This window comes from Pseudomonas sp. S3_G06 (genome assembly GCF_054667565.1).
This window is the reverse complement of record NZ_CP162738.1, coordinates 2,160,948-2,181,188: the sequence shown is the minus strand read 5'-3', so window position 1 is coordinate 2,181,188 and position 20,241 is coordinate 2,160,948. Positions and strand designations below refer to the sequence as shown.

General features: G+C 54.4%; 20 protein-coding genes and 3 pseudogenes. 13 read left to right on the top strand and 10 right to left on the bottom strand.

The genetic code is table 11. The annotated features are described in order from the left end of the window. From AB4N47_RS09860 to AB4N47_RS09830, 7 genes and pseudogenes are all read right to left on the bottom strand, one after another. On the bottom strand, window positions 1-903 hold the full coding sequence (locus AB4N47_RS09860; protein WP_460154483.1) for a cupin-like domain-containing protein: 903 nt from the start codon (window positions 901-903) through the stop codon (window positions 1-3). Further along, window positions 900-1,757 carry a cupin-like domain-containing protein gene (locus tag AB4N47_RS09855; RefSeq protein WP_460154482.1) on the bottom strand — a complete coding sequence of 286 codons (858 nt, stop codon included), beginning with the start codon at window positions 1,755-1,757 and terminating at the stop codon, window positions 900-902. Before AB4N47_RS09855 ends, AB4N47_RS09860 begins: the two co-directional genes overlap by 4 nt. Beyond that, the gene (locus AB4N47_RS09850) at window positions 1,754-3,229 is read right to left on the bottom strand and encodes a hypothetical protein (RefSeq protein WP_460154481.1); all 1,476 of its coding nucleotides are present in this window, start codon (window positions 3,227-3,229) and stop codon (window positions 1,754-1,756) included. The genes AB4N47_RS09855 and AB4N47_RS09850 overlap by 4 nt, the downstream gene beginning before the upstream one ends. Window positions 3,230-3,241: 12 nt before the next feature. After that, complete coding sequence (locus AB4N47_RS09845; RefSeq protein WP_460154480.1) at window positions 3,242-4,504, bottom strand: arginase family protein; 1,263 nt, start codon at window positions 4,502-4,504, stop codon at window positions 3,242-3,244. Window positions 4,505-4,686: 182 nt separating this feature from the next. After that, window positions 4,687-5,049, bottom strand: coding sequence for a hypothetical protein (locus tag AB4N47_RS09840; RefSeq protein ID WP_460154479.1), 363 nt, complete (start codon window positions 5,047-5,049; stop codon window positions 4,687-4,689). A gap of 24 nt (window positions 5,050-5,073) precedes the next feature. Further along, entirely contained in the window at window positions 5,074-5,616 is a 543-nt protein-coding gene (locus AB4N47_RS09835) for a GNAT family N-acetyltransferase (RefSeq protein ID WP_460154478.1), read from the bottom strand. A 501-nt stretch (window positions 5,617-6,117) separates the two neighbouring features. Beyond that, window positions 6,118-6,947, bottom strand: a pseudogene (locus AB4N47_RS09830) (transposase); the annotation flags it as partial. Between AB4N47_RS09830 and AB4N47_RS09825 the strand changes: the two are divergent. From AB4N47_RS09825 to AB4N47_RS09810, 4 genes and pseudogenes are all read left to right on the top strand, one after another. After that, a pseudogene (locus AB4N47_RS09825) lies at window positions 6,946-7,068 on the top strand (transposase domain-containing protein); the annotation flags it as partial. The pseudogenes AB4N47_RS09830 and AB4N47_RS09825 overlap by 2 nt on opposite strands. Window positions 7,069-7,793: 725 nt before the next feature. After that, window positions 7,794-8,882 carry a hypothetical protein gene (locus AB4N47_RS09820; protein ID WP_460154477.1) on the top strand — a complete coding sequence of 363 codons (1,089 nt, stop codon included), beginning with the start codon at window positions 7,794-7,796 and terminating at the stop codon, window positions 8,880-8,882. A gap of 639 nt (window positions 8,883-9,521) precedes the next feature. Further along, window positions 9,522-9,869 (top strand): helix-turn-helix domain-containing protein, encoded by a 348-nt coding sequence (locus AB4N47_RS09815; RefSeq protein ID WP_095180026.1) that lies wholly within the window; start codon window positions 9,522-9,524, stop codon window positions 9,867-9,869. Window positions 9,870-9,995: 126 nt separating this feature from the next. Next, the gene (locus AB4N47_RS09810; RefSeq protein WP_460154476.1) at window positions 9,996-11,108 is read left to right on the top strand and encodes a hypothetical protein; all 1,113 of its coding nucleotides are present in this window, start codon (window positions 9,996-9,998) and stop codon (window positions 11,106-11,108) included. 74 nt (window positions 11,109-11,182) lie between these two features. Here AB4N47_RS09810 and AB4N47_RS09805 read toward each other — a convergent pair whose 3' ends face one another. Both AB4N47_RS09805 and AB4N47_RS09800 read right to left on the bottom strand, forming a co-directional pair. Beyond that, window positions 11,183-11,548 carry a low affinity iron permease family protein gene (locus tag AB4N47_RS09805; protein ID WP_150742172.1) on the bottom strand — a complete coding sequence of 122 codons (366 nt, stop codon included), beginning with the start codon at window positions 11,546-11,548 and terminating at the stop codon, window positions 11,183-11,185. Between the two features lie 108 nt (window positions 11,549-11,656). Then, window positions 11,657-12,289: a dTMP kinase gene (locus AB4N47_RS09800; protein ID WP_341637493.1), complete on the bottom strand. Its 633-nt coding sequence runs from the start codon at window positions 12,287-12,289 to the stop codon at window positions 11,657-11,659. A gap of 104 nt (window positions 12,290-12,393) precedes the next feature. Between AB4N47_RS09800 and AB4N47_RS09795 the strand changes: the two genes are divergently transcribed. From AB4N47_RS09795 to AB4N47_RS09755, 9 genes and pseudogenes are all read left to right on the top strand, one after another. Beyond that, entirely contained in the window at window positions 12,394-13,455 is a 1,062-nt protein-coding gene (locus AB4N47_RS09795; RefSeq protein WP_460154475.1) for an SDR family oxidoreductase, read from the top strand. Window positions 13,456-13,832: 377 nt separating this feature from the next. Further along, window positions 13,833-14,348 carry an HvfX family Cu-binding RiPP maturation protein gene (locus AB4N47_RS09790; RefSeq protein ID WP_130927265.1) on the top strand — a complete coding sequence of 172 codons (516 nt, stop codon included), beginning with the start codon at window positions 13,833-13,835 and terminating at the stop codon, window positions 14,346-14,348. A 61-nt stretch (window positions 14,349-14,409) separates the two neighbouring features. Beyond that, on the top strand, window positions 14,410-14,829 hold the full coding sequence (locus AB4N47_RS09785; RefSeq protein WP_073476308.1) for an organic hydroperoxide resistance protein: 420 nt from the start codon (window positions 14,410-14,412) through the stop codon (window positions 14,827-14,829). Window positions 14,830-14,942: 113 nt separating this feature from the next. Continuing rightward, window positions 14,943-15,827, top strand: coding sequence for an HvfB family MNIO-type RiPP peptide maturase (locus tag AB4N47_RS09780; RefSeq protein ID WP_341637491.1), 885 nt, complete (start codon window positions 14,943-14,945; stop codon window positions 15,825-15,827). Then, complete coding sequence (locus AB4N47_RS09775; RefSeq protein ID WP_341637490.1) at window positions 15,820-16,611, top strand: HvfC family RiPP maturation protein; 792 nt, start codon at window positions 15,820-15,822, stop codon at window positions 16,609-16,611. Before AB4N47_RS09780 ends, AB4N47_RS09775 begins: the two co-directional genes overlap by 8 nt. Window positions 16,612-16,862: 251 nt before the next feature. Next, the gene (locus AB4N47_RS09770) at window positions 16,863-17,345 is read left to right on the top strand and encodes an HvfA family oxazolone/thioamide-modified RiPP metallophore (RefSeq protein ID WP_341637489.1); all 483 of its coding nucleotides are present in this window, start codon (window positions 16,863-16,865) and stop codon (window positions 17,343-17,345) included. Window positions 17,346-17,549: 204 nt separating this feature from the next. Next, complete coding sequence (locus tag AB4N47_RS09765; RefSeq protein ID WP_016774741.1) at window positions 17,550-17,765, top strand: tautomerase family protein; 216 nt, start codon at window positions 17,550-17,552, stop codon at window positions 17,763-17,765. Then, on the top strand, window positions 17,762-18,418 hold the full coding sequence (locus tag AB4N47_RS09760) for a DsbA family oxidoreductase (RefSeq protein ID WP_341637488.1): 657 nt from the start codon (window positions 17,762-17,764) through the stop codon (window positions 18,416-18,418). The genes AB4N47_RS09765 and AB4N47_RS09760 overlap by 4 nt, the downstream gene beginning before the upstream one ends. Window positions 18,419-18,493: 75 nt before the next feature. Next, window positions 18,494-19,120: pseudogene (locus AB4N47_RS09755) on the top strand (cysteine hydrolase family protein); the annotation flags it as partial. 85 nt (window positions 19,121-19,205) lie between these two features. Here AB4N47_RS09755 and AB4N47_RS09750 read toward each other — a convergent pair. After that, the gene (locus AB4N47_RS09750) at window positions 19,206-20,027 is read right to left on the bottom strand and encodes an outer membrane protein OmpK (RefSeq protein ID WP_341637486.1); all 822 of its coding nucleotides are present in this window, start codon (window positions 20,025-20,027) and stop codon (window positions 19,206-19,208) included. Between the last annotated feature and the right edge of the window lie 214 nt (window positions 20,028-20,241).

Below are 20,241 nucleotides of genomic sequence, written 5' to 3'. Positions count from 1 at the left end.
TCAGCCCTCGTGCCCCAGAGCAACCCGAAGGCGCTCGACTTCATCGAGCTCGTCCGCTAGCCATTGTTGATAGGCCTCAAGGGCGCACCGAAGATGCAACCGTGTCTCGTTCTGTTCATCCCCCGTGCAGCCCTCCGCAATACGATTCGTCTGCTCCCGTAGCATTTCACGACCAAACCAGTGACGGGTCGCGAAGGCGCGATGACTATCGAAACTTACCCCATCCACAAAGTTAGCTGTGACGCTGACACAATAGGTCTGATTAAGGGCCGCGTGCCAGCATCCAGCCGGCACAAATGCAACATCGCCTGGTCGGAGAATAGCCTCTTGGCGAAGAATCACATTCGGATGATCTTCTGCATCGAACAAATCGATCCGTGAACGGCTGCTCGTATTGGGGTGAAAGCGGGGAAAGACAAGCCGCTTTGTTCCTTCGACTACGGCCAGCCAAGCGCTACTGCCGAAATTGTCGAGATGTGTCGGTCCGCGTGTCCCCGCATGTCCGATATAGATCCACATAAGGTCCAGACGATTACGGGGCGGTATCGATTCAAGAAAATCAATATGAAAGTGACGCAGCGCGACAATATCTTTGAGCAGTTTTCGGCAGCGCCTACGAAAATCCCAATCGACGAGATACCACATGTGCTGATCGAACTTCGGAATAGAGAAGTACTCCCGCAAGGGGACTGTTTTGCGCTCGGAGGCTCCGCAGCGTAATAGCTCGACGAACTCGTCCCCGTACTCACGGACGAAGAACTCAGGTGTCCATGCACTCAATGCTGCCCATCCAGATGCTGCGCCAACTATTACGACAGGTTCTCTGCGCGAAATGTAGCGCTCATATAAATCGGGGTACGCGATGTTGGCAGCGACCCGATCGACATATGAAATTTCCGTCAAAATGAAATCCCCCGCTGCTGCAGGACCGCATTTCCATATGTCACATATGACCTCCAGTTGACTGCATCAACCCAGTCCGCGCTATATGTGATTGAGAACTCCAGCGTCTCAACAAAATGCAACCATCGAGACGGGATAATTAGAAGGTCTCCCCGATGCAGTTCCGTCACCCAGCCCTCTATGGACGCGTATTGTTCGTCACAACACATAAGTCGTACGTCCCGGGTAGAGTCGCTCATCAATAGATCCGTGTGATTCGGATGAAAAAGATACGCACGCTTAGAGCCACAAATCTGGGCCAAGAATGCATGTGTATCCCAAAAATCGGCATGCAAAGGTGTCCATGCGCCTGGCGCCGATAGATAAACGAAGAAATGCGGTTGGATGCGGCGGCAGGTTTCGACAAAACGTTGATCGAGCAGAGGCAACCAAGAGTCAATGAAACCAGGCATTTCCGGCACGTCGCGAAAAATATTGTCCGGTTGACCGTAGCGTAGGTTAGCGGGATTAAAGTTGCCAGAATAGAGAATTTGGCCGCTCTCCTTGAAGGATCTGGGATCACCCTTTATCCACACCCCATCGATTTCGGCCTTAGAAGGATTGCGTAGATATGCAGCGTAAGCTCGCAAATCTGTTCGGACGCCCCAATTGGCCAGCTCCTCAAATTGCGGTGCGAAGGCAATAATGGGGAAGTCGCTAAACCGAGAGGCAAAGTAGTCAAGATCCCAGCGCTGCATAGCTGGCCAGCAGTCCATGCCTCGCGTGACTATTAAGGGCCATTCAGGTTCGGCGAGATAAGCCGAAAGCTTACGCCTAGAGACGGATATCACGCGGGGGATGGAATTGAGAATCATAGAACAACCTTTCTCGCCCAAGCGCGATCCGCTTCATCGATAGAATCGAACGTAGACAGCTCGTTCAACAGGTCAATGATTTCCCAGTAACGCGCGCCCTGGTAGCGTCCAGCACAGACCTTAAGTACGCCACCAAGCCTCTCCCCCCAGCGAATCTGCTCTTTGGGTAGAATCGTCTCGAATCGCTCCGTTCTGAAGCCAAAGCTACCGGACATAATCCATTCTAGGTTCCGTCGTTTTGCTTCGCGCATGAGCAAATGCGCCAAGAATTCATAGCCTCCGTCCTCCTCCTGGCGCAGCCTCAGCAGCACGAAAGGGCTGTTCCACGGCGAAGAGGGGAAAACCGTCTCCCCGAAAATGTCGCCTGCCGGAGTCAGTGCCTCGAATAACCGTCGATTAATTTGCAGAATGCCATCTGAGTAAACTTGGGATCGCTTCTCGTCGAATACGAACGGGGGGGAGAGTGCGCACGCCGCCGAACGACAGAGACCCGCACCTGAGATAGTTCGGAACGTATCAACAATATAGGCGAGCCGCTCGGAGTCAGCGGCGGCGTCCGATCTCGCCCACCATTCAAGAACTCCAACGCTCGCGAGCTCAAGCCCCTCTTGATCCAGCTTAAGCCCCGACCTGACCCGAACAACGATTGGGCAGTTTGATCCAATCAGCCGCGACACAATCTTCTCCAGCGGGTCCGCATTTCCCACTAGTGTTGTATCAAGCACGACGATTGGCGGATCTGCGCTTTCGGCGATGGCCGCGAGAAGCTCGTCCCAATCAACCGTATCGAGCGACCAATTGTACTGCACTGGTTCGATGAATAGGATCGGAAATGCGCCGGTGCGCACTAAGTTGGCGAGCTCGTCGGTGGTTCGCAGGCGAGCCCATTGTTCGGCGAAAGCGGATAACCTGACAAGGCTGTGCGTCTCAAAATACCCAGCGAAGACACCAAGCCGTCGTCTGGCCGGCTTTGTCACATAAGCGAGTGACTGGAGCAACGTGTTGATTGCGGCCATACCGCTGCCGAACAAGAAACATGCTCGCTCAACTCTACCCGGGCGCGGGCTAGGTGCATTCAGACGCCGCTCGAGAAAATGCGCTACATGCTGCCTGTCGTAGCAGAAACGGTAGGTCTCGTCGGTACCGGGGAAACCGATATGACTTCCGGTAGGCGGCGTCAGCCAGGTTCGACTCGCAAACTCGCCTGCATGTAATAGAAAACGCTTTCGAAGAACACCCGTTTCACGCTGTAAGAGAGCATCTGTGGCGAGATCGCCCCTAATCTCCCAATCCTCTGGCCTCTGCTCGGTCCGGCATCCCGAGATCGTATCGAGCGTGCAAGCTAGCTCTGCTAAGCGATCGCGCTCAAGCAGATGCTGTTCCAATGCATTGCGCGAGAGATGCGAGACAGCTGTCGAAAGGCTAGATGAAAGTTCCGTATCCAGCGCTCCCGGAATCGTTTCCTTCCTCATCGCGCATCCGCCTTAGAATGGACTGCAGCGGCGCCGATCGAAGATCGCCGCGAGCAGCTCGAAGAGGAGGTAAGAAATAATGGTACCCTCTTGGACGCTCTCGTCGACACGAGGCGCTGTGAGCTCGACGATATCTACACCGATGATGTTGACCTCCTTGGCGAGGACCTGAAAAGCCATCCGCACATCTTCATAAGAGAGCCCCCCAGGCACAGGGGTACCTGTTTGAGAGATCACATTCGGATCCAGGCAATCAACATCACATGTCAGGAAGTATGGGTGATCCTTCGGAAGGCCCGAAGCAATTTCTTCGATCCGCGACAACCACTCGCGCCCCGGGTAGCTCTTCACTTTGTCGCTTACGTATGGCGGTTCCGAAAGTAGATGCCGGACGCCGAGTTGCAGCACCAGTTGAATCTCCGAAGCAGGCTCAAGCCAAGACATGAAGTTGCCGTGCGTTAGGTTCTGCCTCCAGCGGCTTATACCCGGGGTTCGCCCAAGATCCGGGTGAGCGTCTAGGTGGATCACGCCCAACCGGGGGAAACGTGCAATTGCGGCGCTGATCGTTGCATAGCTAATCGAGTGATCCCCACCGATCACGACGGGTAACCGCCCAGCCAGGAAGAGCATGTTGACCACGTTATAGAGGTCATCGAAAGCGATTCCATTGCGCGCGGTGTCCCGACAAGACACGTTACCGATGTCTGCGAAGCGGACAGCTTCCAGGACGCGTCTTCCCTTGACAGTATCCCACCAGCCGTCAGGCACACCCGCTTTTTCCACGTAGTCGAAGGCCACTCGGCTGCAACGTCTCAAATAGGATGGCCCACGACGTGTGCCGTCCCGCCCGGTTATGCCGAGTTCGTACGGCATGCCGACAAAGACCACATCGCAAGAATCGCCTCGCAACGCATCTTCAAGAGATAGTCTTGGGCAACCGAACATACCAAGGCCCCATAAAGAGGTGCTATTGCCTCGATCTAGGCGCACCGGCCCGACCACGCCGCGTTCGATCCAGATACCCAGCGCCGCGAGGATCTCGTCCGCATCGAGGTCAGGTACGCGAAAGCGGATCGCAAGGATGCCGCTCTCAAGTGTCCGAGGAATGGCAAAAATCTCAAGAACGATCGCGTCGGTATTTGACAGAGGGATAGAAGTTTGACCCACTAGAAATAGCTCTTGGGCACCACTCGCAGAGACAGACATAAATGCATCTCTCGTCACGGACAGAACGGATTTTGTCGTCACCGGCCCGTCTTCTCCATTCAATCCCATCGCTCCTCCCTATATCACTCATCGCACGATAACGTTTAATCCTAGCGGGGAAACATCAACTTGTACGTAGAGAATGAATAGTGTGTAAAAGTCATTGGCAAACATAACGTATAGGCACACAAAAAATCATCATCATCGTCGACCATCTGAAACGCAGCTAGAGCGTTCCGTAGAACGTACAACTACTCCATCATCGGCCGATTGTCACGGCGACCCAAAACATCCGCATCGTCATCATCCATAATCGGCCTATTATCGCGACGACCTAAAACATCCGCATCATCATCCATAAATGGCCGAACGTCGCGACGGCCGAGAACATCAGCATCATCATCCATTATCGGCCGATTGTCGCGACGACCTAAAACATCCGCATCATTATCCATAAATGGCCGAACGTCGCGACGGCCGAGAACATCAGCATCATCATCCATTATTGGCCGATTGTCGCGGCGACCTAAATCATCCGCATCGTCATCTACCAAAACAGGGCGCTCCTCAGGTCGCCCTCCCGTTTTGCGATCACCATTATTATCGTCACCCATCGCTGAACTCCTTTGCAAATTAATCTAATCATTCGAATTCGTAAAAACCTCAGCCCCACCGCGCCACTCCTCGCGAAGAATTGCATACAAGAAAGTGTCGTAAAAAAAACCACCGGAACCAGGCCAAGCCTTGCGAAGACAACCCTCCTTCACGAAACCGTTTTTCGTTAAGACCAGTTGCATTGCTATATTATCGCCCCGAGTTGTCCCTTCGATCCGTCTTAGTGATGGCCATCCCGTAAAAAGATAGCTAGTCATCCAGCGAACGGCTAGCGTGCCGAGTCCACTTCCACGAAACTGTGCTCGCACCCGGAGGTCGAATCGAGGAGCACCGTCTTCAATGTCATCCATGTCGAAGATAATCAGTAAACCAACTCTACTTTCCCCTCCGTCAGATATCCAAAAAGCCAAAGCATCAGGAGCACTTAATATACCATCTATGACAAGATCATTAACTTGATCAGAAGTTAAATGACTATTCACATGAAAAGGCCATTCTTCACTCGTTAGCCAAGTAACGAGATCCTCACCAGCTCCATCTTTGCACAACGGAGTAAAGTCAATCACAGCCCCCTCCTTTGCGAAAAATAGAGCAACTCGGTTCATTCAGTCCTTGCCAATCAATCAAATCAATTATGAAGGTAAAGCTTCAAAATGTAAGAAACCTCATCCATTTTTCTCAGCATAGACGCTAACCATTATCGTGCAAGCCTACTCTGAGGTTAATTGGTTATCTCTGAAGTAAGCTGTCGCTAACCTAAAGCAGCACGCCGGAAGATACGCCTATCATGTATTTCCGCCGCCTCCTAGGCAGCACGATTTGGCGGCGGCACGGCGGCACGGCGGCCGACGTAACCGGCGTCTCCCAAGTCAACAAGCTGCTGCATGGCCATAAGAATCTAGTGTGTACCGATGCGGGTGATACAGGATAGAGAAACATACCAAGCATGAAGGGTGTGGGGGACAAGAAGCTGAGCGAGCGCAACGGCCCATACAATGCTTTTGATCCTGGTCGTGGTCGCTTTCGCCTGACTGGACGACCGTCCCGCAAATGCAAAATGACTCAGTGAGGCTCATCTCTGCACTCACCCCGTTAAGCTTTCGGGTCAGGAAGTGTGTCGTGCCCATCCATTGCTTGAGCGTCCCGAGGGATGCTCAACAGTCCGTTTTCGGATCCGCATCATCTCCGGCGCTTTATTCAGCCGAATTTGCATTTCCTCCAATACAGCTTCATGTTCCCAGCGTCGAATTCGTCGTTGCGTGCTCGGTGTGCACTTCGACTTCATGGCGCAGCCTTGCCAATTCGAACTCCGGTAGCGGTGTAACTTCGAGCCTTTTTCAACGCTGGAAAAACGCCAATCAATGCCTCTCCAGCCGGACAAATGTATTCATTTTTTGAAGCGTCGCAGATGAAGACATCGTTGTTGAAACGCCAATCAGCTTTGGCTGCTGAGGTCATCGACTTGGGCACATAGGCGTGATGTCTGCATCGTGACAAGCCAGGATTTCTTCGCTTCTGACGCCATCGCCTCGCGGGCCTGCTTGGCCATCGAACTAAGTTGGCTGCGATCGGAACCGACGTTGGTCACCTCGTGCGCCACGATCAAATGGCGATGAGTATCGACCGCTGCCTGCACGTTGTCGCCGACGATTTCAGTGCCGCGCGTAATCATGGAACGGGCGTCTGGATCGGTCAGTGAGACCTGTTTATCCGGCGATTCGTTGAGCTGGATTTCAATGACCTGTAACTCTTTCATCTGAGCTTTGAGCTTGTCGATTTTCTCTTGCAGGCGAGTAGCCTTGGGCTGTGCGATCGGGGGGGGCTTGCCGATCGGCTTCGTCGAGCGCAGGTAGATTCCGATGATACTTGATTCAATTTCTTCCATTCGCCGCTTCAGCGGCAAACGTGCTGTGGCGGTCACGAGTTTGATCCAGCCTGCCAGGCTCAACGGGCACGATCCGTACGACTATTCGAAAGACGTCCTCACACGCCTGCCGACGTGCCGGGAGAGTTATGTTAACTCAGGTGCTATGTTAGAAATGTTCAAGAGCGTGTGTCCATTTCCACTAATTCCCGGTCGCTTCTCCACAAAAGCCCGTTTCCCAAGAAATCAGCTCTTGCCGTCCCATCCTTACACCTTCTATTGCGTTGCGCTGTCACGAAAACTGCGTTTTTGTAGCTGACGCCTCGAAAACTGGTCAGCGCCTAGTACCTCTGCTAAACGTACATATATACCTTGAGATTTTACCGCGCGGGTAGCCTCATGAAGCGGCCATTCATCCCATTTCCCCTTTTTCCTCCCTACAGCCACTGGCGACCTAATCGCGAATCCAGTTTTTTTGAGAATCTTCATGTTTCAGGTCGCTTGAGCCGAGGCACCGAGTCATGTCAGCCCTCCATTAGCACTTGGTACGCCTACCGGTTCGTCAATTGGATCGCTTACAACGGGGGCCCCTTGAACCCTCATAAGCAGTACCACCTGCATTAAAGGCTTGGAAAAAATGCTCAACTGGAGCTTCGCGAATAATTTCTGCTTACTTGATTGGACTCGCGCCGACTTTGAGAGCCACTCTGAAATTATTCGAAGACCAAGCAGCGTCTGAGCGATTTCTAGTACACAAACACGGTTCTTGTTCGACTGTCCTGGAGCGCTGCACCGAGTCCTAGAATCAAAGAAATCTGAGACTTACATAGCCTGTGGCCATCCTGTATCCTGAGCTATCATTTTTTGGGTGCGAGCAAGATGCTAGACACTGATAACGAGTTGCTGGAGCAGAAAATTGAGAACAACTACAGGGAGCTGAACGCAACGCTGGAAAACAGCCGCAGAAAAAGAAAAGCTGTTCTAATCGCCATCAGCAGCTTATGCGTTTCTTTTTTCTTGTCCGGTGGCTTTGGAAATTATTATTTTGGTGTTATTCCAATGCCAAAAGAAGTGATGTATCTGGTGTCTTTTGTTCTATTTGTTCTCTTTTTCGGTTTGCTTACCTATTTTTACTTGCAGGGAGGAATATTTCTCTCCGATCAATTCGATCTCAACGAAGAAGAGCGGACCAATGCTCTTAGGCGATTATGGAATACCCAAGAAGAACTGAGCGAAAACTCTGAGTTGCATGATTCCTTCGTCAATCTCAAAAATTATGTAACAGAGGCGTTCAGTGGCGATCTCAGCAAATTAACAAGTGAGATTTCTGCGTCCGTGAAGGCGGAGGCAGGTGCGGCTATATGGGAAGAAATCAAGAGTTCTGGTTCCAGGCAAGCGCGCCTGGATTCGACAATCGAGTCCCTCCAAAGTGAGTTTGATGACTCTAGAAGACGTCTGTTGTCTGAGATTAATGCCCTTTCAAAGCGCGGGAGCGTGAACCTTGCTCTTGGCGTTGCAACTACCTCAGCAGCTATAGTCATGCTAGGGACTTTTGCTTTCGATGTGACAAGGTTGAAACCGCAAGATGGTTTGAATGTCGATAATCCAGAAACGCTCCTGATAACTCTAGCACTTTTATTTATTCCGAAAATTTCACTGGCAGTATTTATGCAGGTTTTCGCTTTTTTCTTTTTGCGCCTATACAAATCTGGGCTCTCCGACATTAAATACTTTCAGAATGAGCTGACTAACAACGAGGTCAAATATCTGGGGGTGCAGGTTGCCCTTATCGACTGCGACAACCAAGCGCTGGAGATTGTTATAAAAAACCTGATAGGTACGGAGCGCAATCATGTACTAACTCAAGGCCAGACTACTATTGAGCTTGAGAAGCACAAGCTGGAGCATAATAGCTCCTCAGAAATAGTGAAAATATTACCAAAATTAATTGGAAGAAAAACTATTTAAGTCGATGAATGGACTGTTAGCGAAGTGATTCAAGTCATACTAAAGGGCTTGCCTAATGGCAGGCCTTTTTCGTTTCTCGCTTGACTTTAGCGCCTCTCTTTGGCCTGCGCTCTAACTCGCGGCACGCGCAAGTGCAAACCTCGCTAGGTCACGCTTGAGAGCCCCTCGCGTCTGAATGTAGAGGGCCTGACGTTGGCTTCGTAACAGTTTGGTCTGCCCCAAAGAAACCGACGGATCAGAGCCTTTTCATGAACGCATGCCCGTGAACATTTAGTTCCGTGAACCAAGCGTAGGCCCCCATTTTGACGGCGTCTCTGGCGCTCGTGAACGTCCGACATCGCCCACTTGTTAAATGATGTATGCAGCATCGTCTGGACTCAAACTTATCCAGCGTCGTTTTCCTCCCATCTTGACCTCTAACCACCTTGGCCGGACACCTACCTGAGCTCTCCGTCGGCAAAGTTCATATCACTGCACATGAGTTCGTCTTTAGCATGGCCGAGAGCAATCTTTGGCGCGCTGCCGGCCGCCAGTTACCACACTCGATTCGCTCTTGGGGGCTTCACCCGCCTTAAACCCGGAGAGGCTGCGGACTTCTGAAGCTTTCGATGCCTCTCCGAGTAAAGGACGAAGATAGATATGGAAATGCATGGCATCAAAAGCTACGGCGAGAGACTTCAGTTCGCATATACCCTTCGTGGGTTTCCAAAACTCTACGCGCTGTCACACCGAATCGGTGTGACGGACAGCGCCCTCAGTCGGTGGTTTCGTTCAGAGCCAATCAGTATGGAGAACTTCGCCAAGCTGTGCGTCGAGTTGAACGTCAATGCCGATTGGCTTCTGCTCGGCCGTGGGCAGCACACGCTCGGCGCAATGCATGACGCGCCGCATCGCAAAGCGCTCGCGGACGTGATTGAAAGAATGGCCGACAACGACGTTCGTAACCTCGCCAAGTTTCTTGATGAAGTGACCACTCCAGCACCTTGAGCGCCACGCAAAATTTTCAGGGCAATTCGTGAGCACTGCTCAACCGACTGAGCTTCACGAAGGGTCCGATATTGATAACTTCTAGATGCCCAAGCAATGACGCCTGGGTATGAGCTGGAGATCATCATGTGCACTAAGGAATCTGCAAAAGCTGATGTAGAAGTGAAGTTCGAGTCCCAGAAAACGTTCAGCCTTTTCGGTCGGAATATCTCAACTTGCCAAGCGGCCCTGGGGGCTGGTGCTCACGTGCAAGTCACCAACACAGAAGGCCTGAACTACCATCTGAATGTTTTCGCGAAATGCGAGTGCGACGGGCTTCTGAAGAGGCTCAACGTGGCAATCGACAAGTCCATAGGTAACCCTCCCGAAGGCTTGCGTGACGTCCCTTTCACTATCGACCGCACATCCCATCCCGACTGGCGCTCTCGTCAAGCCTATCTTCGCGATGGTGTGGGATTTACGAGCAGGATCATCACCTGCGCATGGCCTGCCCTTGCGCCGCCTAAGCTGGGCAGCGTGGTAACCGGTGGAACTACGACGACAATCGACGCCACAGCCATCGACTCGCAGTTGGTTTATGCCATGACCGATGCTACCCCGGAGCAGGTCAGCGCATACTCTCACCTGAACCTCTACGCACAGGGGGCTGCGCGTGCTGTCCTGAAAAGCAAGGGCGTGGACATCACCAATACGGACTATCTGCAGACGAAGCAATGGTTCGATGCTGTGGTTTACCAACTGACCGATCTGGGCTTCACCGTGAAGGCAGCGAGTGGCGGCCAGATCAGGCAGGATGTCTCTTCAGGTGACGTGGACATCGGTAGTTTGCTGACCACCATCGTTGGCACGTATCTGGGAGCGACGGAACTCGAGAGTTTCAAGCAGCTCGCGACGCTCTTGGCCAAGGACCCCAACGATTCGGGCACCCACGACTTCATGACCTTCTGGTGGAACAAGGCAAGCACTAAGGACGGCCGCACAACTGTCGCCTTTGGCCCCATCAAGAACGACCAGGGCATGGCTTCGGTGACAGTGGTTTACCTCGTGTTGGATGTGGAATTCACAGACTGGCACTCACTGTTTGTCAGCTACCACCATGAAGGTGTAATGATCCGCAGCGCTGCCATTACCCTGGATCTCGACATGGAGGTCTACAGCAACAATGAAAAAGCAATCTTCGACGCCATCTCCGGCGCAGTGGCCAATCACATCAAGACTCAGGAACTGAGTTTCGACTGATAGCCGATCGATGCGGGGCTCCAGCAATGCTCGCAATGCTGGGGCCCCGTAGCTTTGTGGGTGCTTCGCCAGTTTCAGTCAAACTTGATCTGCCCTGACTCACCCAGCATGCGGTATTGTTCACGAAGTTTTCGCAGCTCACTCGAGCCCATTTGCTCCAGCCCCAGCGTAGCATTCTGTGCCTCGTGGGTAGCTCGTATCAGCTCATCGATCTTCAGATGCAGAATGTCATTGTCGCGGTTCTGGGTGTTTTGAATGAGGAATACCATCAGGAAGGTGATGATCGTTGTCGAGGTGTTGATGATCAGCTGCCAAGTGTCGTTGTAATGAAAGTACGGCCCTGTGCCAGCCCAGGCGACGATCAGAACAATCGCTGTCAAAAAGGTCTTCGGGCTACCCGCCCAGTTGGACAGTGTCTGGCAAAAGCGTGCAAATCTCATCTTGAAACCTCTGAATAAACCTAATCACTTGACCTCGTTTGGTGGCGAAATACTTTGTCATATTTGCGCCGCTCGTCGGTGGCGCAGATTCGCACGATTGCTCAGGCGTCAGATGGAGCGGCTGCACCGGCGGCTCACCACCCGATTAATCTCCCCTACCACCCGCCCCGTCGCCTCCTCGATTGCTCCCTCATTGCGGCATATAAACCAACCCTGTTCGGCAGCGGCTTGCTCAAAAGCCTGGGTACTGTCGACATGCTCCTCCAGACCGCGAAGCACAGTACTGCTCAAGCCGCGCCGGCGTGAACCTGCCCTCTCCCACGAAATCTCCGCCGCTGTAACCACCCCGACATGCAGGTCTGGCACCTGTACGTTGCGGTCAATGTTCAATTGCAGTATTTCAGCAAACGGGACTATCCGGCGAAACGCGGCATCGGACGGGTACCAGCGATCGATCAGGATGATGCTGTCGGCGGGTTGTCTGGTCAGCACGTTTCGGGAAATCCAACTGCGGCTATCAGCCAGGCGTTGGCAAACTTCCAGCTCCAGATTCCGGTCGGGATGTCGGACGAGTCGGTTCACCAGATGCATTGTCTCGCCCCTGAACGGGTCGCTTTTTTTCTCGCACAGTCGGATGACTTTCTGGTTGTCTGCCCTCAGGACTTCAGTGATGGCCTCCAACAGCGAGGTTTTGCCGACGCCTTTGGGGCCATCCAGAGCGACAAACAGCGGACGAGTCATTTTTCTCACAGGCTTTAACGGGGAGTAGCGCGCACTCTAACGGATTTTCAGGTTGAACCTCTGTTGCTCAGCCGACTCCCAAACCTGAATCCAGGAGAAAACCTATGACCCAGACAGCTCTAGTCGTGGGCGCCAGCGGCATCGTCGGTAGCGCCATCACTCAGTTACTCATCGACAACAAATGGCAGGTCGCCGCGCTATCGAGGCATCCATCGCAAACGCAAGGTGTGATCCCTGTCGCGGCAGACCTTCAGGATCCTGCTTCTCTGGAACAGGCGCTGAGGGATGTGAAACCCACGCATGTGTTCATTACCACATGGTCGCGGCAAGCCACGGAGGCCGAGAACATTCGCGTCAATGCGGCCATGGTACGCAACGTCCTCGCCGCCATTCGCCCAGCCAAAAGCGTCAAACACGTAGCACTGGTTACCGGCCTTAAACATTACCTCGGCCCGTTCGAAGCCTATGGTAAGGGCACCCTGCCACAGACGCCGTTTCGCGAAGAGCAGGGTCGCCTCGATGTCGAGAATTTCTATTACGCTCAGGAAGACGAACTCTTCGCCGCTGCGGAAAAGGACGGTTTCACCTGGAGCGTGCATCGCCCGCATACCGTCACCGGGGTGGCCGTGGGCAATGCGATGAACATGGCGACCACCCTCGCCGTCTATGCCTCGATTTGCAAAAAAACCAAGCGCCCTTTTGTGTTTCCCGGATCCAGGGTGCAGTGGGACAGCCTCACCGACATGACCGATGCGCGGCAGTTGGCGAAACAGCAACTGTGGGCGGCCACCACGCCGGCTGCGGCAAATCAGGCATTCAATATCACCAATGGCGATGTATTCCGGTGGAAATGGATGTGGAGCCGAATTGCCGAATACTTCGACCTGCCTGCTGCTGACTATCCCGCGTCACCCTCGCCTCTAGAAAAGCAGATGGCGGACGATCAAGCCGTATGGACGCAAATAGTCGCCGATCACGGTTTGAAAGAGTCCGACATTGGACGCCTGATTTCCCCATGGCATACAGATGCAGACCTTGGCCGGCCCATCGAAGTGGTCACGGACATGTCGAAAAGCCGCCTGATGGGCTTCGCTGCCTATCAGGCGAGTGATCAGGCATTTTTCGACGTGTTCGACAGGCTGCGGGAGATGCGCTTGATACCTTAGGCGGTTCCAGACAGATAAGGTGGGCACCTGGCGTGCCCCCCTCATTCAACAGTACTTTCCACGCCCTCGCCCCTCCCCTCATCTGCGACGTTCATTCGCCCTGCGAAATCCTCCCGCCAGTCACCGGCAGAACGCAGCCGATCGTATATCCCAACTCCAAAATAGCGCCTTCGACAGGTATCGCTCTGTATCCAAGTGTGTACGGACGCAAACACGTTACACAACATTGATCTTCCCGCCCGCTCAGACACAAGCGAGATACACCAGCACGATGAACTGCGCCCACGGCCAGCGCAGTGCTCCTGTGCCTGACACCTGTCATTGGGAGCACCTGAACGGCTTCCACTTTCTTGACGACGAGTCGGAGGATTAAACCAATGCAAACAAACGCGTTATCGGTCTTGAATCGGCTGCAACTTAATCTCGATCGCGCTGGGGACTGGATCGCCCCTTTGAGCCTGCGCGTTTTTCTGGCCTGGGAGTTTTTTGAAGCGGGATGGGAAAAGTGGAACGGTGAGAACTGGTTCCCGAGCATTCAAGGGGCCTTTCCTTTTCCCTTCAATCAGCTGCCGGCTACGTTCAATTGGCAGTTATCCATGTGGGCAGAACTGCTCTGTTCCATCGCTTTGCTTGTAGGTCTGGGAACACGTCTTTCGGCACTGATCCTCATAGTGGTCACCGTCGTGGCAACTGCCGCAGTTCACTGGCCAGCAGAGTGGTCGACGCTGAGCGAACTGGCTATGGGGTACTCCATCAGCAACAAAGGCTACGGCAATTTCAAGTTGCCGTTGATCTATCTCGTAGCACTTCTACCACTGGTGTTCACAGGCGCCGGCAAGCTGAGCCTGGATGCATGCATCGGTCGGTATCTCAAGCGTTTGAATGCACGCTGAGTGTTATCGCGTCACCGAGGTTATCGCTCTCAACCCCCGCTAGTTAATCAGGAGTTTCACCATGACCCATATTGATAAAGTGCTGTACACCGGCAAAGTCCATACCTCCTCGGGTGGTCGTAATGGCACCGCTCTCAGTGACGACGGCCGACTGGATATAAAACTGTCATCGCCTGGCACCTCTGGCGCCGGTACCAACCCAGAGCAGTTGTTCGCCGCTGGTTGGTCGGCCTGTTTTATCGGCGCGATGGGGCTTGCGGCGAGCAAGCTGAAAGTCACCCTCCCGGTTGACCTTGCCGTCGACGCCGAAGTGGATCTAGGCACAACCGATGGTGCGTATTTCCTCCAGGCTCGCCTCAACGTCTTCCTTCCCGGCCTGGATCGCAACGTCGCTCAAGAGCTGATCGACACCGCACACCAGACATGCCCGTACTCCAAAGCGACGCGGAACAACATCAACGTGGTGATCAACCTCGTTTGAGCAGAATCGTGGCGGGTTTCAATCACCCGATTCATACCCCCCAGGCTGCCAGCGGTAACCGTGGAGGTGCTGTGGATCGGGGGTTTCAGACGTCGAATCGGAGTATTGAGCTCATGCAAACGAACATTTCGTCACCAGCACATTTAGATCCACCGCTCACCCTTGAAGCGAATGTAGGGCTCGGGTTGCGCCGTGCGCTGCTCAACACGCTTCGCGACGCTCCAGTCGGGGATTTCGATTTTCTAGAGGTTGCTCCAGAGAACTGGATCGGCATCGGTGGCGCTCATGGTAAAGCCTTGCGATTGCTGGCTGAACGCTACCCGCTGTCATGCCATGGCCTGTCACTGTCGCTGGGTGGCAGTGCGCCGCTGGACGAGTCTTTTCTTGAGCAGGTACGCGGGTTCCTCGATCGCTTCAACGTGCCGTTCTATAGCGAACACCTCAGTTACTGCAGTGACGATGGCCATTTATACGACCTGCTGCCGTTGCCATTCACTGAGGAGGCCGTTCATCACGTTGCTGCGCGCATCCGCCGTGCACAGGACATTCTCGGTCGTCGTCTTGCTGTAGAGAACGTCTCTTACTACGCCGCTGCTCATCAGGACATGGACGAACTCACTTTTACCAATGCAGTGCTCCGCGAGGCCGATTGCGACCTGTTGCTCGACGTCAACAATGTGTACGTCAACTCGGTGAACCACCGCTTCGATCCAGCGGTTTTCCTCGCCGGCCTGGAACCCGAACGCGTAGTCGCCATGCATGTGGCTGGCCATTACGACGAAGCTGATGACCTGATCATCGACACCCATGGTGCGTCGGTCAAACCGGTAGTCTGGTCATTGCTGGGCCAGGCTTATGGCCTCTTTGGTGTGAAACCAACCCTGCTGGAGCGCGATTTCAACTTTCCGTCCTACGACGAACTTGTGGCTGAGCTGAACACCATCAGGCGCTTGCAACGCGACGCCAATGCTTTGGTGCGGGTGACTGTCGATGACTGACTCCACTTCAAGTTTGCACAGTCAGCAGCTCGCGCTGACACGGTACCTGCGTGACCCGGACAGTTATGCGCCGCCTGCGCAGATGAATCCCGCAAGAGCGCAGGTCTATCTCAACCTGGTGTTGAACAATCTGTTGGGGTTGCTGGGTGGAACGTTTCCGGTGCTGGTGGCCGTGCTGGGTGACGCCGGTTGGCGTGCACTGGTACGACGTTTTTTGCGTGATTACCGCGCGCAGACACCACGCTTCGGAGAAATTGCTCGTGAGTTTGTAGACTTCGTAGCGAGCCTGGAGGACTCGCCCGATCACGAACACCCCTGGTACCCGTTCTTGCCTGAATTGGCTCATTACGAGTGGGTGGAAATGGCGCTGCACCAGTTGGACGCTGCGCCGTTAAAAGTCAGTGATGCAGAACAGCTACTCGACCGTCCCCTCAGGCTTTCCCCGCTCGTCTGGCCGCTGGCTTACACCTGGGCCGTACATCGTCTCGGGCCGGGCCACCTGCCTTCTGAACCGCCAGAACAACCAACGTTGCTGCTGATCAGCCGTGTGCCGAGTGGCCAAGTGCAATTCTCCCAGGTCAGCCCTCTCGCGTTCCGTTTGTTGCAGCGGATCGAGCAGTTCCCTGACATGGATGGTCGAGCGCAGTTGCACGCTTTGGCTGCGGAGGCTGGTGCAACAGACGTGACCGGCTTCGTCGCTGACGCACTGGTGCTGCTGCGCAAGCTGCATGCGCAAGCCGCCGTGGGCATAGCCGCGCCCCCCGTTTTAAAGCTGTTGTCCTGACTGACGAGCAAAGGCTGAGGTCGGTTTTTGTATCTCTATGTACCCAAACGCGAAGTCTTGGGATTGGCTTACAAATGCTCCTCTCGCCGATACATCGCCGATACATGACTCCCGCTCAATAGGCCTACCCGAACTAGGACGCTCTGTCGAAGTGGCGACGCTTGCGCCCTTCGCCTCGAGCTTCCTTGAGGGTCTATCCGCCCTGTGGCATGAACCGCGGCCTCGCCGCGCAAAGCATCTGGAGAAGCACTATGTACCGTAAACCAATGTCGAACAAAACCAGTCTTGGCCTGGCCGCAATTGCTTTAGCCGGTGGCATGAGCCTGGCATCGTCTGCGGCATTCGCTGTAGAGCCATTGCCCCAAGGCTACCAACTGGCATCGGCAGATAAAACCGGCGAAGGCAAGTGTGGCGAGGGCAAATGTGGCGAAGGCAAATGCGGGGCCAGCGAAGCCAGCGACAAGTCCGCTACTGCCGAAGGCAAGTGCGGTGAAGGCAAATGTGGCGACGACTCTTTCGCTCGCACAGACACCGACCATGATGGCCTCGTCTCTCTTAAAGAACTGCTGGCTGTAGCACCTCAGGGCGGTGAAGAATTCAAAGCGATGGACACCAACCACGATGGTTTTCTTTCGGAAGGTGAGGTCTACAAGTTCAGAACCAACCAGTACATTTCCAACGGCAAGAAAGTCCCAACCGAGCTATTTACCCGCATGAGCAAAGCGCAGAACTGATTCCTTCCGCCGTAGCATTCGCCCTCCCCGCGCCTGCAGCCAGGGAGGGCGATTTACCTTCTGCAAAGCCCCCAGTTGTATTGATTACACCGCGTTATAAGTGATGTTCTCCGCCCCTGATTTATCCCCTGAACGCAACACTCTAAAGTCCATCCCACTGCTCTCCTCATCATGTCGATGGGGCGCCTACTGGAGACTTATCCCATGCCTTTCATCAGCGTTCGTATCACTCGCGACGGCGTTACCAAAGAACAGAAATCTCAAGTCATCGCCGAGATCACCAAAACCATGCAAACCGTCCTCAACAAGGACCCGCACCTCACCCATATCGTTATTGAAGAGGTCGACACCGATAACTGGGGCTATGCCGGAATTACCACCACCGAGTACCGCCAACAACTGACGGAGTCGAAGAAATGACCTTCCCCGTCAGTATCGACTTTGTGTCGGATGTGGTGTGCCCCTGGTGCGCACTCGGCGCCACAGCGCTGGAACAAGCCATCGCGAACGTTGCCGGCGAGGTTGGCGTAGAACTGACCTTCAAGCCCTTCGAACTGAACCCGGACATGCCGGCCGAGGGCGAGCACGCCATCAAGCACATGATGCGCAAATACGGGCGCAGCGCCGAAGAAGTCGCCTCGCGCAATGAAATGATCGTCGCGCGCGGCAAAGCCATCGGTTTTCAATTCGACCTGGAAAAGCGCAGCCATTTCTACAACACCTTCGATGCCCATCGACTTCTGCTCTGGGCCGTGCAGGAAGGCCGCCAGGTCGCGCTGAAGAAAATCCTGATCGAGGCTTATTTCACCAATGGGGAGAACCCCAGCGACCACGAAACACTGGTGCGCCTGGCCGGTGAAGCGGGACTTTCAACCACCCGCGCTCGCGAAATTTTGACTAGCGAGGCGTTCGCTCTCGAGGTCCGTGAACTTGAAGGTTTCTACCTTGAACGCGGGATCAACTCGGTCCCGGCCATGGTGTTGAACGGTCGTCAGTTGGTGTCTGGATCGCTATCAGTCAAGGAGTACGAACAAATCCTCAGGCAAGTGGCACGAGAGTCCGCCACAGCCTGACCAAGTGACTTTCTAATGCGATGCTTCGGGCAGGCCCACCGCATCGGTCACTCAACTTTTGCGGAGTACATCGTCATGTCGAATACCGCTTATCCGCTGAACCGCACCGCTTATCTGCTGGTCGATCCGTACAACGATTTTCTCTCGGAAAACGGCAAGGTCTTCCCCTTGATCAAGCCGATTGCCGAACAGGTCGGGCTGCTCGACAACCTCCGAGTCCTTGATCGCGCCGTACGGGCGCAGAACATTCCGGTGGTCATCGTGCCGCACCACCGTTGGGAACATGGCGACTACGAAGGCTGGGATCATCCAACACCGACCCAGTGCAAAATCATGCACATGCACCACTTCGCACGCGGTGAATGGGGCGGCGAATGGCATCCCGATTTTGCGCCGAAGGACGGCGACATTGTCGTGCAGGAACATTGGGGCTCCAGCGGCTTTGCCAATACCGACCTTGATTTTCGCCTGAAGCAGAAAGGCATCACCCACGTCATCATCGTCGGCCTGCTCGCAAACACCTGCATCGAAGCGACCGCCCGCTACGCCTCGGAATTGGGCTACCACGTCACGCTGGTGCGCGATGCGACCGCCGCTTTCCGCGCGGAAATGATGCACGCTGCCCACGAGTTGAACGGGCCGACTTTCGCTCATTCAATCGTGACTACCCAAGAACTGATTGAGGCGCTGGCAGCGCAGGGGGTAGCGGCGATGAACCTCACCGATTTCGCCAGTTTGCCGAGGTGGTGCGTCAAGGCCGCTTTCTGCAATGGGCGATCGGCTCCCGTCAAAAATGCACCTTGAGCAAGAGACTCAACGCGTTCTGGTCGGTAGGGAATCCGCTCGTGTCTTCAATCCCGTATTTATTCGACCAGTAATCCCACTCAAGTCCCGCATAAAAACGTTTTTGCTGTTGCCCCAGCGCCTTGCCCACGTCGTATTTGACTTGTGGGTTGAAGTGAAAGCTCCTGGCCACATAGTTGGAGGTGCCTTTGTCGCCGACGTCGTTGACGTACCACTCCAGATAACCGTCGAAAAGAATATCGGAGCGACCCACCGGGAGGGTCATGGACCAGGTCGGGTTGATCTGCCATTGACCTGAGGCCTTACCGGTGATGCCGTCGGGTTTGCGGTAGTAGGTATTAAGGGAAAAGCGATCGAAGCCTGGAAGCACGAGGTCGACAGCGGGACCCAGCAGGTATTTGCGATTGCGGTTTTCACCGCGCTCGTAGGTGGCGGCGATCAGGACGTCCTTGACGATGCCATAGCTCAGGGAGCGGTCACTGATTTTGCCCAGTGACAGCCGTGGGGAGAATTCACCGTAGTAGGAATGGCCGTCGGCACCCGAGAGTCCGCTGGACCATTTGTTGTCGACGAACATGAAGATATCGCCCCACGTCCAGCCGCTGGCGTGTTCGAAGCTCAGCGTTTGCTGAGTATCGTCGCCAGTGCCGTCGACTTTGAAATGCTCGCCGTAGAGGTAGCTCAAGCTGTTGTCGTTCCACAACAGAGGGCCAGCTTCGGCGCCGGCGCTGGCCAGAGCTAACAGCGGCGCCAGGCTGCGACGCAGCAGTGAAGGTGCAAGTAATGGAGTACGCGATGCGTTCATGGGCTGCCCTTGTCAGGTGATTGGCGGATATCACCGGCAAGGCATGCCCGAGCTGCGGATCAAGCAGCTGCTCTGGCCCTCAAATTAACGAGGGGCGACCCTTGCCGGGTGCGCGGCGTAATGCCGCCAGAGCAATGCCCTGCACCTCGGGTTCTGTTGAGAGCCCTCTGTGCTGACCGCTTCTACTCGATTCCGGACTAAGCAGGGGTTGTGC